Below are 16598 nucleotides of genomic sequence, written 5' to 3' on the forward strand. Positions count from 1 at the left end.
GGACTTTAGACTGCGACAGCAGCATCGGCTACTGTGCTAGGAAATGCGACCTTTGCGCGTTCTTTGCATCCTCGTTTTGGCCACGTTGTCCGTGGCCGCAGCCGCGCAGGAGAGAGTTCGCTTCCCGTCACTGGACGGCAAGAACGGCGAGCAGCCCACGGAACTCGACGGCTATCTGTTCCGTCCCGAACGCGGCGACGACCCGTTCCCGATGGTCATCTTCCAGCACGGCTGCGGCGGGCTGTTCTCCACGACTACCCATCGGATCACATCGCGAGAACGCGATTGGGCCGACCGATTCAATTCACGAGGCATCGGCGTGCTGATGGTCGACAGCTTCACGCCGCGGGGCTCCACCGGGATGTGCTCGCACAGCAGTTTCAAGGAATGGATCTATCTACGGCGTCCGGCCGATGCCTATGGGGCACTGGTCTATCTGCAAAAGCAGCCCTTCGTTGCCAGGGACCGCATCGCCCTGATGGGCTGGTCAAATGGCGGCGGCTCCGTCTTGTATGCCGTCGGACGCCGCAGCCTCGGCCGGCCCGCCGATTTTGGCGGTCCCGACTTCCAGGCCGCCATCGCTTTCTATCCCGGCTCGTGCAGCGAGAAACGCCTCGGTGCCGATTGGAGCACCTCGATCCCGCTGTTGATCCTGGTGGGCGAGGCGGATGTATGGACGCCAGCAGAGCCGTGCCGACAGGTTGCCGAGCAAGCCGTGGCACGCGGGGCGCCAGTCGAGTTCCATGCCTATCCCGGCGCCTATCACGATTTCGACTGGCCAGGCATGAAGCGGCATGAGGTGCCTGCCTTCACCACGCGCGACGGCGTGGTGCCGATCGAGGGCGAGGACCCGGCCGCCCGAGCCGATGCCATCCGCCGGGTCGACGCCTTCCTCGCCGATCACCTCCTGCATTGACTCGGCGGCGCGAGCCAACGAAAGCTGTGCTCAAACAGCGATCGGATATTTCGCAGGAGGAAAATCATGGCGGGTCCGCTCTCGGGATTGACGATCATCGAACTGGCCGGAATCGGCCCGGGCCCGATGTGCTCGATGATGCTGGGCGATATGGGTGCCGATGTGATCCGCATCGACCGCACCAAGAGCCACGTGATGGATCGGCTCGCCGATCCGAAATTCGCCGTTCACAATCGCAGCCGTCGCTCGGTTTCGATCGACCTTCAGAAGAAGGAAGGCATCGAGGTTGCGCTGCGCCTGATCGACAAGGCTGACGGCGTGACCGAGCCGTTCCGGCCGGGCGTGGCGGAGCGATTGGGCGTGGGCCCCGAGATCTGCCTCAAGCGCAATCCCAAGCTGGTCTATGGTCGCATGACCGGCTGGGGTCAGGAAGGACCGCTCGCCAAGGCAGCCGGCCATGACATCAACTACATCGCCCTGACCGGCGCCCTGCATGCCATCGGCTCCAAGGAGAAGCCGATGCCGCCACTCAACTTGGTTGGCGATTTCGGCGGCGGCGGCATGCTGCTCGCTTTCGGCATGGTGTGCGGCCTGCTCGAGGCGCAGCGTTCAGGCAAGGGCCAGGTCGTCGATGCGGCGATGGTGGATGGAGCGGCCCTGCTGCTGGGCGGCATCTATGGCATGGCTGGGGCCGGCCTGTGGAACGAGAGCGAACGCGAAGCCAACATGCTGGATGGCGGCGCGCATTTCTACGGCACCTACGAAACCAGGGACGGCAAGTTCGTCTCGATCGGCTCCATCGAGCCACAATTCTACGAGCTGCTGCTCGAGAAGACCGGCCTCAAGGGTGAATCGCTGCCGGCTCAGATGGACCGCAAGGCTTGGGCCCAGCTCAAGGGCCGGCTGGCACAGATCTTCAAGACCAAGAGCCGGGACGAATGGTGCGCGATCATGGAAGGCACCGACATCTGCTTCGCGCCCGTGCTCACCATGACGGAGGCCTCGCAACATCCGCACGCCAAGGCGCGCAACGCCTATGTCGATGTCTCCGGCTTTCCGCAGCCCGCAGCGGCCCCGCGCTTCTCGCGGACCAAGGAAGGCGTGAAGGGACCGGCGGCCAAACGGGGCGAGCATACCGACGCCGTGCTGAGCGAGCGCGGCTTCTCGGCCAAGGAGATCAGCGAGCTCAAGGCAGCGGGGATCGTCGGCCCGCAATGATCGTGGTAATCCGGACGGCATGATTCGCGCTTTCGAGCTTGCCGTCCGTCAATTGGGAGACCCGCGACTGCGCAGTGTGATCTGGCAGTCTCTGGCGCTTTCCGTGATCCTGCAGGCGGCCATTATCGGCCTCGCCTGGTGGGCCCTGCAGTCCTTCGCCAGCTTTCGTTGGGAGTGGGCCAACAGCGCCGTCCACTGGCTGGGCGGCGCGGCGGTCCTGGTCGTGGCGTTGATGCTGTTCCCGGCCAGCTTCGGCCTCGTCATCTCCATCTTCCTCGAGCGCATTGCCGACATCGTCGAAAGCACCCACTACCCGCAGCTGGGCAAGGCGCGCGGCATCCCGATCGGGACCGCGATCTGGACCGGCCTCGCCTTCACCGTGGCGGTGGTGGTGCTGAACCTCGTCATGCTGCCCTTCTACCTGCTGGCCCTGTTCGTGGCCGGCCTGGGGGCGCTGCTGTTCTACGGGCTGAATGGCTGGCTGACGGCGCGGCTCTATTACGAGCAGGTGGCACTGCGGCGCATGGGGGCAGCCGAGGTCAAGGCGTGGCGGCGGGCCAATGCCGGCACGCTCTGGGCCACCGGCATGGTCATCGTCCTGCTCGGGACAATCCCGGTCGTGAACCTCATCGTGCCCGTGGTGGGCACGGCCGCCATGGTGCATGTGGCACAAACGCTCACGCCGCCGACGCCGCGCGCACGTCCCTTTAATCCACCGGCGCAAAGGCGTTAGACTTGATATCGATATGAAACCGGCGTTCTGGCCTCTTGCCGCGGCCTGTCTTCTTCTCGGCGGCTGTGTCTCGGACTCCGATCCGCACTACTCCCTCTCGGGTGGCGAGCAGGGCATCTTCCGCTCCGCCAATGCCGGGCGGCCCATCCCCGTCAGCGAGATCAAGGGCATGGACGAGGCGCAACTGCGCGCCCGGTTTGGTGCGCCGTTGCTCGACCGCAAGGACGGCACGGCCCGCGTGCTGCGCTACCAGTCCGATGCCTGCAGCCTGTTCGTCTACATGGCCAAGGACCGGGTCGACTATGTCGACGCCTACGACCCGAAGCTGCGTCCCTTGATGAACGTCAACGAGTGCGCCGGCTCGGTTGCAGCGCAGCGAAGGACCAGCTAGCGGCCGCTGCGATCCTCGCGCCAGAGGTCGAGGCGCTCCTGAACCGGGCGATCGGAGAAGGAGAACAAAACGGCCTCGCTGTCGGCCTTGTGCACGACCCTGGCCCAACTCGGCACCACGAAGTGATCGCGCTTCTTCCAGCGGAAGACCTGATCGCCGACGCGGCTCTCGCCCTCGCCCTCGACGACCGAGAACACCGTGCCGTCGGTGCTGCGATAGGGCGCCGTCTCGAAGCCCTGGGGCAGAAGCTGCATGAAGGTGCCCATCGTCGCCATCGGCGAGCCGCCATTGGCTGGATTGACGTAGCGCAGCTTGTAACCGTGGCAGGCATCCGGCGGCCCCGCCTTCTTCAGACCGTGCAGCGCCTCGCGCGTGCGCGCATAGGGATAGTTGAAGATCGGCGAGGTCTGTCGTGTCGGCTTCCAGTCCACGGGTAGAAGACCGCTCGCGAACTTGGCATCCGACGTACCGGGCGGCGTTGTGATCGGCTGCTCATCCGTTTCGCCATTCTCGGCGAAGCCGGCGTTGAACAGCGCCACCAGCGGGATGTCGAGACCGTCCAGCCATACCATCGGCCTGGAGGAGTCGTTGCCGTGATCATGCCAGGTCCAAGTCGGCGTGATGACGAAGTCGCCCTCGTGCATGATGGTGCGCTCGCCATCGACGGCGGTATAGGCCCCTTCGCCTTCGACGATGAAGCGCAGCGCCGATTGTGTATGGCGATGGCTGGGCGCGACCTCGCCCGGCAGGATGAGCTGCAGCCCGGCATAAAGGGTCGGCGTGGTGCAGGCGGTTCCCCGCAAGGCCGGGTTCTCGAGGATCAGCACCCGCCGGACCGCCTCCTTGGCGGTAATCAGTGAGCCCGATTCCATCAGGAACGGCCGGACCTTGTCGTAGTCCCAGGCCACGGGCACGTACTTCGGCGCCGGGCTGGGTGGCACGAGCTGATGCAGGGACTCCCACAGCGGCGCCATCGAAAGCCCGTCGATCCGCTCATAGAAGTCGCGGCGAGCATTGTTGCGGGTAGATGCTCCGTCCATGACGGCCTCCTATTCGGCTGCGGCGCGCAGCGGCTCGCTGAGACGGGCGGCGGCCCGTTGCCGGCAGGCATCGGCGAAAGCATCGAACAGTTTCATCGATACCGGATTTTCCAGAGCACGATGCTCCGGATGCCATTGCAGCGCCAGCAGAAAGCCCGGCGCATCCGGTACGGTAAAGGCCTCGACCTGCCCGTCGTCCGCGACCGCCTCAAGCCGAGCGCGCGGCGCGAGCTGGTCGACGCCCTGAGCATGAAGGGAATTCACGCGCACGCGCTTCTCACCCAGCAAACGATGCAGCAGGCCACCTTCCAGGATCTCGATCTCGTGGGCCGGTGCGTAGTTCACGTCCATGTCGGGCGACCTGGGCGAGCGATGGTCGCGCCGCCCTTCCACCTCGTGCACCAGCTGATGCAGGGTACCGCCTAGCGCGACATTCACCTCCTGAAGGCCGCGGCAGATGGCAAAGACCGGCACGGCGTGATCGACAGCGTGGCGGATGAGAGGGAGGGTCGTCGCGTCACGTGCCGGATCGTGGGCCGTGCCGTCCCGGCTTGGCTCACCGCCGTAGTGATGCGGCTCGACGTTCGAAGGACTGCCGGTCAGCAGGATCCCGTCGAGTGTATCGAGCAGTCGGTCGAGCGCCTCGGTCATCGCCTGATCCTCGAACTCGCGTCCGAAGGCCGGAATCAGGATCGGTAACCCGCCTGCGGCGCGGATGGCAGCCTGCACGTACTTGTCGCCAACCGCGTGATGCCAGCCGCCCCTGCCATTTTCCTTGAGGCAGGCGGTCACACCGATGAGAGGACGCAAGGACGAGAGGGTCATTCGTTGTCGAGCCATGCAGAATATGAGCTTTTATTTTCTCCAACGACACAGAGCTTGGCAATTACTGCCACGTGGCCCCCTGCGCGTCTTGTGCAGTGCAGCTTTGCGTGGTACCGCCGCGCCACCAATCAGGCCACCGCAGCGAGCACAATATGACCACGACCCCTCCGCCTTCCGGATCCGCTGGCGCCCAGCCTCAAGCGCAGGCCAATCCGCTCACCCTGCACGGCCAGTACATCAAGGACCTGAGCTTCGAAAATCCGCGCGCGCCGCAGAGCCTGATCGAGCAGAAGCAACCGCAGCTCACTCTGAATGTGAACGTCACGACGCGGCAGTTCGAGGCCAAGACATTCGAAGTGTCCCTGACCCTCGAGGCGAGCGCTCATACGCCGGAAAAAGAGCCGCTGTTCATGCTAGAGCTGATCTATGCTGGCACCGTCACCCTGGGTGAGGTGCCGCAGGAGGCTTACGGCCCGCTGCTGCTGATCGAGACGCCGCGGCTGCTCTTTCCGTTCGCCCGCGCCATCGTCGCCAACGCGACGCGCGAAGCAGGCTTTCCGCCGCTCAATATCGCGCCGGTCGACTTCGTGGCGCTCTACCGCCAGCAGCTCGAGGCGGCCAGCGGGCAGATCCCGGGTATTCCCGGCGGTCCGGTCGGTCACGCCTGAGGCATTCGAGGGAAGGCTCCTCGACTGAACTCGGAACAGCCGCTTCGTCGCGTAAGCTGGCCGGATGGCCAGCGGCCGATTGCGAATTTCTTGCAGAACTGCTGATCAGTCCCGGACTGCCTATTCGGCCTTCAGCCAGATGGGGTCCTTGAGCCTCTTCACGAATTCGGCGTGGGCGGCGAGTTCCAGCTCGGTCGGCGCATGCGGGCGCGGCGGCCGGATCGTCACCGTCGTCGTGACCGCCAGTTCGACCGCGGCGGCCGCCACTCCGGCCGCCAGGCCGAGATCGCGCTGCCGGCCGCCATTGAGTTCGAGATAGACCTCGGCCAGGAGCTCGGAATCGAGCAGTGCGCCATGCTTCGTGCGGCTCGAATTGTCGACGCCCAGCCGCTCGCATAGCGCATCCAGGCTGACCCGTTGGCCCGGAAACTTGCGGCGCGCCATCGATACGGTGTCGATATAGGCGTTGGCGAGCTTGGGCTTGCCGGCCCGCTCGAGCTCGGCATTGAGAAAACCGATATCGAATTGCGCATTGTGGATGACGAGCCGGGCGTCGCCGATGAACTCCAGGAACTCATGGACACGATCCGCGAAGGGCGGCTTGTCGGCCAGGAATTCGTCGCTCAGCCCGTGCACGTCCTGGGCGCCGGCCGGCATCGGCATTTCCGGGTTGAAATAGGCGTGGAAAGTTTTGCCTGTTGCAACGGTATTGAATAGCTCGATGCAGCCGACCTCGACCACGCGATGGCCGGCCTGTGGATCCAGACCCGTCGTTTCCGTATCGAGGACGATCTCGCGCATGAGGCTCTTGTAACCGGAAGCGTCGTCAGGCGCGACGGGCGCGCGCGAGCTGCGCTGTGAATTTCTCCCGCCAGGGATTGGGCGGCCACGACCGGCCCGGGCCCTGACTGAGACGAGCGACAGCCCTTTGCAACGCCATCCGCGTCGGCGCCAGGCCAAGTCCGGTGGGGATGACGAAGGTCGCCAGGCGCCGCTTGGTGCGGTCCGGCACTTGCTGGCGCAGGATGCCGGTGAATTTCTCGGCTGTCATGCCGGGCCGAGCCAGAACCCGCCGCCGTTGCAGGAAGGCCGGAGCGCTTACCACCAAGGTGGCATCGACACGTCGCTCGCCGCGCCCCTCGAACAGCAAGGGGATATCGAGAACGACCAGCGGCATGCCGCGTTGAGCTGCCCGCTTGAGGAAAGCCCGCTGCCGCGCGGCGACCAGCGGATGGACGATCGCCTCGAGCTTGCGTAGCGCATCTTTGTTGCCAAAGACACGCGCGCCCAAGGCCTGGCGGTCGAGCACCCCCTCCTTCACGACCCCAGGAAAAGCGGCCTCGATCGGAGGCAGCGCACGTCCGCCCGGCGCCTGCAAGGCGTGCACGGCCGCATCCGCGTCGTAAACCGGTATCCCCATCTGCCGCAGCATCTTGGCCGCGGTCGACTTGCCCATCCCGATCGAGCCGGTCAACCCGACGATCACCATCTCGTGCCCTTCATTCGACAGCCGCAGCGTCCCTCTTCGCCTTGTGCCAATGCGCGAGCCACAGCGCACCGAGGGCGAGAACAGCTCCCGCCGCGATCACCGCCACGGCAATATCCGGGCGATACATGACCCAGGCACCGGCGACGATCAATGGCGCCAGGACAGCGGTAAAGAACAGGCCGATCGCGGCCACGCCCGCTTCGACGACGGCAATCAGGATGGGCACGATGTCCGCCAGCGCGGAGATCGGGCCCATCACCAGGACGAAGCCCAGGAACATCAGAAGGCCGCCGCCGACACGGATCGCCCAAGCCCAGGCGCTCCCGCCATCCTCCGGCATCGTGAACATCTTCGTGGCTGGAACATCTCCCGGCAGCATGACTTCGATGGGGCCTCCGACCTCCGGATGATAGGCGTCGAATGTTCGGCCCGCTTGCTCGGCGACTACGCTGGCTGTCTGCAACGGGACATGTCGGAAGGTTATGCGCAGATCGCCAATCTGGGGATCGGCGGGATCGCTGCCGACGTAAAGAGCGCCGTCGACCACCTTCACCGGCCTGTTCAACCGCTTTCGCAGCAAGGCCGCCTGCTCGTCACCGGCTGCCAGAGGTTCCTCGACACCGAACCGGTACAGAAGATTGGGGGGCACGATGAACGCCCCGAGCCTCGGCCCGGGCGCCAGGGCGAGATGGGTCCGGTACGGCATCTCGGGATTGGCATGGCCACGCCATTCTTGGAAGTCATCCGAGTCGACCGGATATTCCGCCCATGCGCGAACATAGACGTACTTCCGTGCCGTGCCGTTGCCATTTGCCTTCCCCGGCTCGGACTCTTCCCGCCACTGAAACATCTCGACGATGCGATGCAGCCGGATGCCAGGACTTCGCATGCCGAATTCCAGGTCCGTTGCCGGCCCCACCGCCGTCAGTGTGCCGACGACGTGGACGAGCTTGCCGTCATTGTCCGGATTGATCCGGTCGGCGGGCACCGAGAGGACTCCAGCGCCTTGCGCCATCCCCTTCTCGTTGCTGACAGCCTGGCGTTCGTTCCAGAACAACAGCGACGAGGCCGCGACGATCAAGACAACGCCCAAGACGATGGCACCCACCGAATCGCCGAGGCGTTCGAGCCACGAGCCCTCTTCGTCAGTCGGCGCTTCGCCCTGCTGCGTGTCGTTCACGGTGCCAGCCCCCTCTTCTCCGGCCCCGTCCTATCCGCGTCTCGGAAACGCTCAGTTAGGGTACGAGAATCGTCTGGCCCGTCGTCTTGCGGCTCTCCAGATCGATATGCGCCTGGCCGGCTTCCGCGAGCGGATAGCGCTGATCGATCGAGATCTTCACCTTGCCGCTCTTCACCATCTTGAACAGCGACTTGGCGGACGCCTCGAGATCCTTGCGCGTGGCCGTGTAGGCATTGAGGCTCGGCCTGGTCAGATAGAGCGAGCCCTTGGCATTGAGGATACCGACCGGCTGCGGCGGCACGGCTCCGGAGGCGTTGCCGAACGAGACCATCAGGCCGCGAGGCTGCAGACAGTCGAGCGACGCATTCCAGGTGTCCTTGCCGACACCGTCGAACACCACCGGCACACCCTTACCCTTGGTGATCTTCTTCACCTCGGCGACGATGTCCTCCTTGGTGTAGTCGATCACCCACTTGTAGCCGTTCCTCTTGGCCAGGGCCGCCTTTTCAGGTGAAGACGTGGTACCGATCACCTTGTAGCCCCGGGCCTTTGCCCATTGGCCGAACAGCAGGCCGACGCCGCCCGCAGCGGCATGGAACAGGATGATGTCGCCTTTCTTTAGCCAGGGCTTGGCGCAGCGATCGACCAGATATTCGGTCGTCATGCCCTTGAGCATGATCGCTGCCGCCTGCTCGTCGCTGACCCCCTTGGGCACGTGCACGAGCTGGTCGACGCCCATCAGCCGCTCCTCGCAGTAGGCGCCGAGAACGCCGCAATAAGCGACGCGATCGCCCTTCTTGAAGCCCTTGGTCCGCGGCCCGACCTCGAGCACGACGCCCGCCGCCTCGCGACCAACGGCATTGGGCAACGGGGTCTGGTAGAGGCCGCTACGCGTATAGACGTCGATGAAGTTGAGGCCGATAGCCGTGTGCTTGACCTTGACCTGTCCCGGACCGGGGCTGCCGACCTCGACATCGGCCAGCTGCATCTTCTCCGGTCCGCCATTCTCATGGATCAGAATCGACTTCGACATTGAAAACTCCCCCTTGAAAGGTTTGCGCTCACTCGGCCGCGCGATTGGATTTGGCAGATGCGTATTTCTTGATCTCGCCTTCGACCGCCGCCTGGCTCTCGGCCGAATAGGTGCCGCGATTGGAGGTGGCGATATCGTAGCTGAGCTGGCGCAACGTGTTGGCGTTGCGCTGGAAATGCGGATGGACGAACCGCGCCATCAGTTCGTACGAGCGCAGCGTCGCCGGCCAGTCCGCCCAGTTGTTGGCGAGCAACAGGACAGCGCCGAAGCCGCCCTCCGAGCCCTGCCACAACCGTTCGAAGTGCCTCACGCAGTCGTCCGGCGTTCCGATGCAGGCAATGCCTTCCTTGGTCAGGAACTCGACCGCGTCGGTGATGCCGGGCGGCAGGATCGGAAAGGTCGCGACGTCGGTGAAATACTTGGCATATCGATCGAGGCCGAACTTGACGTCCTCGCGCGCCTTCTCTCGCGTCTCCGCCACATGGGCGAAGGTGACGATGCGCCACTTCGAGCGATCCGCCGTCTTGCCATGCTGACGCGCATTCTCGGTATAGATGCTCCAGTTGTTGGCGTGGGCCTTCAGGGCCTCGTCCGAGGTGCCGCCGATCGACAGCATGCCGATGCCGTGGCGGCCGGCCGCCACCGCCCCCACCGGAGACCGCGCGCAGGCCACGGCCATTTCCATGCCGGGCTGGCTGTAGGAAGGCAGCTGCAGCTGGGCGCCGTTCAGGTCGAACCACTCGGTCTTGCGGGTGACCGACTTGCCGGCCATCAGCTCGACGATCACATCGAGCGCCTCGTTCATGCGGCTGCGCTGATCGGCAGCCCTGACGCCGATCTTGGCCGCGTCGTGCACCAGGGCGCCGGGCCCGACCCCGAACATCGCGCGACCGCGCGTCATGTGATCGAGCTGGGTCATGCGCGAGGCCAGCATGAACGGGTTATGGTAGGGCAAGGACACGACGCCCGTTCCGAGCCGGATATGCCGCGTGCGCTCCGCCGCGGCGGCGATGAACATCTCGGGACTGGCGATGATCTCGAACCCGCCCGAATGGTGCTCGCCGACCCAGCCCTCGTGATAGTTCAGCCGATCGAGATGCTGGAGCAGCTCCATGTCCCGCTCGAGGGCCAGCGTCGGATTCTCGTCGAGCGCGTGGAACGGGGCGAGAAAAATACCGGTACGAAGATAACGATCGGTCAAGCAACGCTCCCTGTGTCCGCGCCGAGTATAATGACCGGTCCTTCCGGCGCCAGTGCGCACGCGCCGCGCTCTTGCGGGAGGGTCACGGTTCGATGCCATTTCTCCTTTGCTGCAACTGCGTGCCGGGCGGCGGTAGCGGGCGATCGAAATGCCCACACGGCAGGCAGGGCACCCTGGCAGCACCATCACCGACGGTCGATGCACGGACGGCTTGGGCTTTGCCAGGTGGCGCCGCCCTTCTCGCCGTGCGGATTCGACGGTCGCCGAGGAGAGGTTGCTCGTCGAGCGTCTTCCCTATATTCGCGACGTGCGCCGGGGGCCTGAGGGGCGTTAGACCTCGCCCCCCGAGCGACCATGGCGGGCTGTTCCGCCTCGAACCCGCGTAAGTCCAGCATCCATGCCCGTCCCTCCGTTGATTCTTGCCTCTACGAGTCACTCCCGTCGGCAGCTCCTCGCCAATGCCGGTCTTGCCTTCCGAACGGAACCTTCGGGCCTCGACGAGGAGGAAGCCAAGCGCAGCCTGCTGGGCGAACGGGCGGCCCCCCAGGAGATCGCCGAAGCGCTAGCCGAGATGAAGGCCCTTCGGGTCTCCAGCAAGCATCCGGACGCGATGGTCGTGGGGGGCGATTCGACCCTTGCCTGCCAGGGCCGCTTTTTCGACAAGCCGTCGTCGATGGAAACCGCCCGCAAGCAGCTCCTCGCCCTCCGCGGCCAGACGCACGAGCTGTTTTCCTCCGTCGTCGTGGTTCGCGGCGGCACCCGGTTGTGGCACTGGAACGAGCGGGCGCGCCTCACCATGCGCCCATTCAACGAGGCCTTCCTCGATACCTATCTGGCCTGTGCCGGAGAGGCGGTGTTGAACTCGGTCGGCGCTTATCAGCTGGAGGGCCTGGGCGCTCATCTCTTCAGTCGGGTCGATGGCGACTATTTCACCATCCTCGGCCTGCCGCTCCTGCCGCTCTTGTCGTTCCTGGCCGGCCACGGCATTGGCCTCGCGCGGGCGCAGGCGGCCTGACGTCACGTGAGTGCCTACGACGTCCTTCTCGCCGAGGCTCATGGCCGGCCGTTCGCCGCCATCGTCGGCTGGCCGGTCGACCATTCCCGCTCACCGGCCCTGCATGGCTTCTGGCTGAAGCAGCACAGGATCGACGGCCACTACGGGCGCCTGCCGGTCGAGCCGACGCGGTCGGCGCTCGAAGCGCTTGTCGCCTTCCTGCGGCGCACCCCGAATGCGCGCGGCTGCAACCTGACGCTGCCGCACAAGGTCGAGATCATGCCGTTGCTCGACCGCATCGATCCCGAAGCCGCCCGGATCGGTGCCGTGAATACGGTCATCAAGCATGCCGACGGCATGCTCGAGGGCCGCAACAGCGATGCCTTCGGCTTCATTGCCGCCCTGAAGGAAGGTGCCCCGGATTGGCGGGCTTCAGCCGGACCCGTCGTTGTGCTGGGCGCGGGTGGCGCCGCACGGGCAATCGTCGCATCCCTGGTCGAGGCCGGCGTGCCGGAGCTGCGGCTCGTCAACCGCACCCAGCAGGCCGCGATCGAGCTCGGCCTCGCTTTTACGCCGCGCGATGGACGGCGCATCGCCATCGAGCGCTGGGACGAGCGCGCCGCCAGTCTCGAGGGCGCGACATTGCTGGTGAACACGACCTCGCTCGGCATGAAGGGGCAGCCGCCGCTCGATCTCGACCTCCGTCACCTTCCTGCCAGCGCGGCGGTCGACGATATCGTCTATGTCCCGCTCGAGACGCCGTTGCTGGCCGCCGCGCGCGCGCGCGGCAACCACTGCATCGACGGGTTGGGCATGCTGCTACATCAAGGCCGCATGGGTTTCGAAGCCTGGTTCGGCACCCACGTTGCCGTCAGTGCCGCGCAGCGCCATGCCGTGGCGGCCGATCTGGGAGCGTAATCGCGGCAACTGCGTTCGTTCTGCACCGGGCGACGTTCCTGCGCTCGGTGCCGGCGTTGCCGCCTATGCGCGCTTGTGAAAGCGCGCTACTGGTTCATCGAGCTGAAGAAGTCCGCGTTGGTCTTCGCCGTGCGGAGCTTGTCGAGCAGGAATTCGATGGCGTCCACCGCGCCCATCGGCATGAGGATGCGGCGCAGCACCCACATCTTCGACAGCGTCGCACGATCCACCAGAAGCTCTTCCTTGCGGGTGCCCGACTTGGTGATGTCGATCGCCGGGAAGGTGCGCTTGTCCGCAACCTTGCGGTCGAGGATGATTTCCGAGTTACCGGTGCCCTTGAACTCTTCGAAGATCACCTCGTCCATGCGGCTGCCGGTATCGATCAGCGCCGTGGCGATAATGGTGAGCGAGCCGCCCTCCTCGATGTTGCGGGCCGCACCGAAGAAGCGCTTGGGCCGCTGCAGGGCGTTGGCATCGACACCGCCTGTCAGCACCTTGCCGGAGCTCGGCACGACGGTGTTGTAGGCGCGGCCGAGGCGGGTGATCGAGTCGAGCAGGATCACCACGTCCTTCTTGTGCTCGACCAGGCGCTTGGCCTTCTCGATCACCATCTCGGCCACGGCGACGTGGCGGCTGGCCGGTTCGTCGAAGGTCGAGCTCACGACCTCGCCCTTGACCGTGCGCTGCATGTCCGTGACTTCCTCAGGCCGCTCGTCGACGAGCAGCACCATGAGGTAGACCTCGGGATTGTTGGCGGTGATGGCGTGGGCGATGTTCTGCATCAGCACCGTCTTGCCGGTGCGCGGCGGCGAGACGATCAGGGCGCGCTGGCCCTTGCCGATCGGTGCGATCAGATCGATCACACGGGTCGAGATGTCGAGCTGCTGCTGTGGCGTGGATGTGGCCTTCTTGGTCAGCGTACCGGTCGTGCGACGACCCGAGCTGACGCGGCCCGAAGACGTCGCTCGCGGCGCGCTCTGCTCCTCGGAGATGGTGGGAGCCATGACGCCCGCACCTTCCATCTCGAGCTTCAGCTTCTCGTCCGGATAGAGCGGCGTAAGCGAGTCGAAATTGATGCGGTGGCGCAGCGCCTCCGGGTCGTCGAAATTGACCTTGTTGATCTGCACCATGGCGAAATAGCGCTCGCCATCCTTGGGCGCGCGGATCTCGCCTTCGACGGTATCGCCTGTCCGCAAGCCGAACTTACGGACTTGGGTCGGGCTGACATAGATGTCGTCCGCGCCCGGCAGGTAACTGGCTTCCATGGAACGCAGGTAGCCAAACCCGTCGGGCAGCACCTCGATGGTGCCGACGCCGAAGATCGCCTGGTCGGAGGCGGCGAGCTTCTGGAGGATGGCGAACATCAGCTCCTGGCGCCGCATCTGCGCGGCGCCTTCCACACCCTGCTCTTCAGCAAAAGCCAGGAGTTCAGGTGGTTTCTTTTTCTTCAGATCTTCGAGATTCATGGGTCTTCAGTGTTTGGGAAATGACGCACGCGCTCGGGCGACCCGAGGGTCGAACCTGTATGTTGAGAGTCGTGTCGTTCGAAATGGGTCCCGTCGATCACCGCCGGGCGGCAGCGCCAGGGACCCTGAGGCGGCGCTTATATAGGGTTGCGCTGCGGCGCTGTCAAAGGCCCTGTTGACGAAAGGGTGTCAGTCCGCCTCAGCCAGCATCTCGGCGTAGCGGAAGATCTCGGTGTGGTCGGCACCCTTGCCGAGCCTGGCATCGGCGTCGGTCCAGTAGGCCACGGCCTGTTCGAGGTTGGGCATCTTGAGCTTGAGATGGGCGGCGACCTCGCCGGCCGTACGCAGGTCCTTGGCCATCAGGGCCGTCGTAAAGCCGGCGGCGAAGGTGCGGGAGACCACGAACTGGCGGCCTTTCACCTCGGTGGCGTTGCTCTTGCCCGTCGAGCTGTTGAAGACATCGACCATGGTACCGGGATCGAGGCCGAACGCCTCACCCACCACCAGCGCCTCGCACATCGCCACCAGGCCGGCGGCGGAGAGGTAGTTGTTGAGGGCTTTCAGCGCGTGCCCGGCGCCCGCCGGACCGCACAGCGTGATGGTCTTGCCCATGGTCGCGAATACCGGCCGGGCCCGCTCCAGGTCGGCCGCCGCTCCGCCCACCATGATGCTGAGCGAGCCATCGACGGCGCGTTTCACGCCGCCCGAGACCGGGGCATCGAGCAGCGCCATGCCGCGGAGCGCGAGATCGCGCGCGAGTTGCTGCGTTGCGACCGGATTGGACGAACTCATATCCATCACCAGTGCACCCGCTTCGAGGCCGTCGATGGCGGGATCGCGGCCTTCGAGCACGGCCTGCCGCACGATCTTGGCATCGGGCAGCATGGTGATCAGTGCCGCGGCTCCCTGAGCGGCAGCCTTGGCCGAAGCGGTGGCGATGGCGGAGGGATGGGCGCCGACGAAGTCCGATACCGCCTTCTGCGAGACGTCGAAGACGCGCAGCGTGAAGCCGGCTTCGGCGAGCCGCGTCGCCATGGGACGGCCCATCATGCCGAGACCGATGAAGGCGATGGTGGCGGGCGGGACGAGGGTGGTCATGGGACGACTCCTGAGGTGAGATCGTATTCGTAGAACGGCAGCGTGCGGCCGGGAATCGCATCCGACGGCGCGTTTCGCAGGAAGCGCGCGCCCATATGCTCGTAGAACGCCGCCGCATGCGGGTCGGCCAGGATGGTCATGCGTTGGGCACCGAGTGTGCGTGCGAGTTGCACTGCGGCCTCGAACAAGATTCGGCCCGCGCCGGTCCCGATCGCCGGCGGATCGACGAACATCAGGCCGAGACTGGCGGTCTTGCCGCGGCGACGGACGCGGACCAGGCCAACCACGTGCCCTCTGGCGTTGCAGCCGACCAGCACGCGGCCGGCCGCAATGTCGGCTTCGCGCACGATGATCGCTGGCGTGCTCAACCGCATGAACTCGGCGTCGTAGCCCCAATGGGCCTTCGATCGCACGCAGAGCGCGGTCAGACTCTTGGCCTCACCGCGCTCCGCCGGCCGGATGGTTGTCACGACGGGAACGCAGCCTAGAGGCCGCGTTCCTTGAACACGTCGCGCGCGATCTTGAAGGCGTCCAGGCTGGCGGGAATGCCGCAATAGATCGCGACCTGCAGGAAGATCTCCTTGATCTCGTCCTTGCTGAGACCGTTGGTCAACGCGCCGTTGATATGCAGCTTGAGCTCGGGCCCGCGATTGAGCGCCGCCAGCATGGCGAGGTTCAGCATCGATCGAGTCTTCTTGGGCAGACCCGGCCGGGTCCAGACATAGCCCCAGCAGTACTCGGTCGTGACGTCCTGGAACGCCATCATGAAGTCGTCGGCACTGGCCACCGAATTGTCGACATAAGCCGAGCCCAGCACGGCTTTGCGCACCTTCATGCCCTCGTCGTAGAGCTTCCGGTTGCGCGGGTTCGGTTTGCTCTTCTTGGCTGCCGTCTTGGCTTTGGCCTTGGCCATTGTCTGCTCCTCCGTTTCAAAAAGCGGCGGAGCATAGCGCAGCTCTTTCTAGAGGACGACCTGCGTCGCGTGCAGACGATTCTGAACCGTGCGCAGGCCTTTGGCTCGAGCCTGCTGGCAGAGCTCCTCTATGGTAATGGTATCGAGCTGAGACATCATGTCGTCGCGCAGCTTCTCCCACATCGGCCACACCACCTCGTGTGCGAGCGGCGAGCCGACGGAAAGATCGCTCGGCTCCGTCTCCGCTTCGAGCTTGCGCACGACGCGCACAACCTCGCCCAGCGTGATCTGCTCCTTGTCGCGGCCGAGACGATAGCCGCCGCGAGGGCCGCGCTTGCCGGAGAGAATGCCGGCCCGCACCAGGTGCTGCAGAACCTGTTCGAGATAGCGCTTGGGAATGCGCTGCCGTTCGGTGATGTCCCCGCTGCGCACGGGATGGTCACCGACATGGAAGGCGACATCCAGAACCGCCTCGATTGCGAACATCGTCTTCTTGCTGAGCCGAGGCATCTGCT

General features: G+C 65.2%; 19 protein-coding genes. 7 read left to right on the forward strand and 12 right to left on the reverse strand.

The window, feature by feature from the left end; genetic code table 11:
- Nucleotides 1–76 precede the first annotated feature (76 nt).
- From B5D62_RS14825 to B5D62_RS14840, 4 genes are all read left to right on the forward strand, one after another.
- On the forward strand, nt 77–916 hold the full coding sequence (locus B5D62_RS14825; RefSeq protein ID WP_218191060.1) for a dienelactone hydrolase family protein: 840 nt from the start codon (nt 77–79) through the stop codon (nt 914–916).
- Between the two features lie 66 nt (nt 917–982).
- Entirely contained in the window at nt 983–2134 is a 1152-nt protein-coding gene (locus tag B5D62_RS14830) for a CaiB/BaiF CoA transferase family protein (RefSeq protein ID WP_085934611.1), read from the forward strand.
- A 19-nt stretch (nt 2135–2153) separates the two neighbouring features.
- Nucleotides 2154–2867, forward strand: coding sequence for an EI24 domain-containing protein (locus B5D62_RS14835; protein ID WP_085934612.1), 714 nt, complete (start codon nt 2154–2156; stop codon nt 2865–2867).
- 13 nt (nt 2868–2880) lie between these two features.
- Nucleotides 2881–3258 carry a hypothetical protein gene (locus B5D62_RS14840; protein WP_085934613.1) on the forward strand — a complete coding sequence of 126 codons (378 nt, stop codon included), beginning with the start codon at nt 2881–2883 and terminating at the stop codon, nt 3256–3258.
- Here B5D62_RS14840 and gtdA read toward each other — a convergent pair.
- Nucleotides 3255–4298 (reverse strand): gentisate 1,2-dioxygenase, encoded by a 1044-nt coding sequence (gene gtdA, locus B5D62_RS14845; RefSeq protein ID WP_085934614.1) that lies wholly within the window; start codon nt 4296–4298, stop codon nt 3255–3257. The two genes, B5D62_RS14840 and gtdA, sit on opposite strands and share 4 nt — an antisense overlap.
- A 9-nt stretch (nt 4299–4307) precedes the next feature.
- Entirely contained in the window at nt 4308–5123 is an 816-nt protein-coding gene (locus B5D62_RS14850) for a gamma-glutamyl-gamma-aminobutyrate hydrolase family protein (RefSeq protein ID WP_085934615.1), read from the reverse strand.
- A gap of 152 nt (nt 5124–5275) precedes the next feature.
- Between B5D62_RS14850 and secB the strand changes: the two genes are divergently transcribed.
- Nucleotides 5276–5791, forward strand: a complete 516-nt coding sequence (gene secB / locus B5D62_RS14855) for a protein-export chaperone SecB (RefSeq protein WP_085934616.1) — start codon at nt 5276–5278, stop codon at nt 5789–5791.
- Between the two features lie 120 nt (nt 5792–5911).
- On the opposite strand, the gene dnaQ is transcribed toward secB, so the two are convergent.
- From dnaQ to B5D62_RS14880, 5 genes are read right to left on the reverse strand one after another with little or no spacing between them, the layout of a single operon-like run.
- Nucleotides 5912–6592: a DNA polymerase III subunit epsilon gene (gene dnaQ, locus B5D62_RS14860; RefSeq protein ID WP_085934617.1), complete on the reverse strand. Its 681-nt coding sequence runs from the start codon at nt 6590–6592 to the stop codon at nt 5912–5914.
- A gap of 25 nt (nt 6593–6617) precedes the next feature.
- Nucleotides 6618–7280: a dephospho-CoA kinase gene (gene coaE, locus B5D62_RS14865; RefSeq protein ID WP_085934618.1), complete on the reverse strand. Its 663-nt coding sequence runs from the start codon at nt 7278–7280 to the stop codon at nt 6618–6620.
- 10 nt (nt 7281–7290) lie between these two features.
- On the reverse strand, nt 7291–8460 hold the full coding sequence (locus B5D62_RS14870; RefSeq protein WP_085934619.1) for a TMEM43 family protein: 1170 nt from the start codon (nt 8458–8460) through the stop codon (nt 7291–7293).
- A gap of 55 nt (nt 8461–8515) precedes the next feature.
- Nucleotides 8516–9493, reverse strand: a complete 978-nt coding sequence (locus B5D62_RS14875) for a quinone oxidoreductase family protein (protein WP_085934620.1) — start codon at nt 9491–9493, stop codon at nt 8516–8518.
- 28 nt (nt 9494–9521) lie between these two features.
- A complete protein-coding gene (locus tag B5D62_RS14880) occupies nt 9522–10694 on the reverse strand; it encodes an LLM class flavin-dependent oxidoreductase (protein ID WP_170920945.1) in 1173 nt (390 codons plus the stop codon).
- 397 nt (nt 10695–11091) lie between these two features.
- On the opposite strand from B5D62_RS14880, the gene B5D62_RS14885 reads away from it, so the two are divergent.
- Both B5D62_RS14885 and B5D62_RS14890 read left to right on the forward strand, forming a co-directional pair.
- Nucleotides 11092–11709 (forward strand): Maf family protein, encoded by a 618-nt coding sequence (locus tag B5D62_RS14885; RefSeq protein ID WP_085934622.1) that lies wholly within the window; start codon nt 11092–11094, stop codon nt 11707–11709.
- A gap of 6 nt (nt 11710–11715) precedes the next feature.
- Nucleotides 11716–12606: a shikimate dehydrogenase gene (locus B5D62_RS14890; RefSeq protein ID WP_085934623.1), complete on the forward strand. Its 891-nt coding sequence runs from the start codon at nt 11716–11718 to the stop codon at nt 12604–12606.
- 86 nt (nt 12607–12692) lie between these two features.
- Here B5D62_RS14890 and rho read toward each other — a convergent pair whose 3' ends face one another.
- From rho to B5D62_RS14915, 5 genes are all read right to left on the reverse strand, one after another.
- Nucleotides 12693–14072 (reverse strand): transcription termination factor Rho, encoded by a 1380-nt coding sequence (rho, locus tag B5D62_RS14895; RefSeq protein ID WP_085934624.1) that lies wholly within the window; start codon nt 14070–14072, stop codon nt 12693–12695.
- Between the two features lie 189 nt (nt 14073–14261).
- Nucleotides 14262–15170, reverse strand: a complete 909-nt coding sequence (locus B5D62_RS14900; protein ID WP_085934625.1) for an NAD(P)-dependent oxidoreductase — start codon at nt 15168–15170, stop codon at nt 14262–14264.
- Nucleotides 15167–15640 (reverse strand): GNAT family N-acetyltransferase, encoded by a 474-nt coding sequence (locus tag B5D62_RS14905; protein ID WP_085934626.1) that lies wholly within the window; start codon nt 15638–15640, stop codon nt 15167–15169. The genes B5D62_RS14900 and B5D62_RS14905 overlap by 4 nt, the downstream gene beginning before the upstream one ends.
- A gap of 14 nt (nt 15641–15654) precedes the next feature.
- The gene (locus tag B5D62_RS14910) at nt 15655–16005 is read right to left on the reverse strand and encodes a carboxymuconolactone decarboxylase family protein (RefSeq protein WP_419188784.1); all 351 of its coding nucleotides are present in this window, start codon (nt 16003–16005) and stop codon (nt 15655–15657) included.
- A gap of 126 nt (nt 16006–16131) precedes the next feature.
- Nucleotides 16132–16593: an RrF2 family transcriptional regulator gene (locus B5D62_RS14915; RefSeq protein ID WP_085934628.1), complete on the reverse strand. Its 462-nt coding sequence runs from the start codon at nt 16591–16593 to the stop codon at nt 16132–16134.
- Nucleotides 16594–16598 lie beyond the last annotated feature (5 nt).

This window comes from Enhydrobacter aerosaccus (assembly GCF_900167455.1).
Taxonomy (GTDB): Bacteria; Pseudomonadota; Alphaproteobacteria; order Reyranellales; family Reyranellaceae; genus Reyranella; species Reyranella aerosaccus.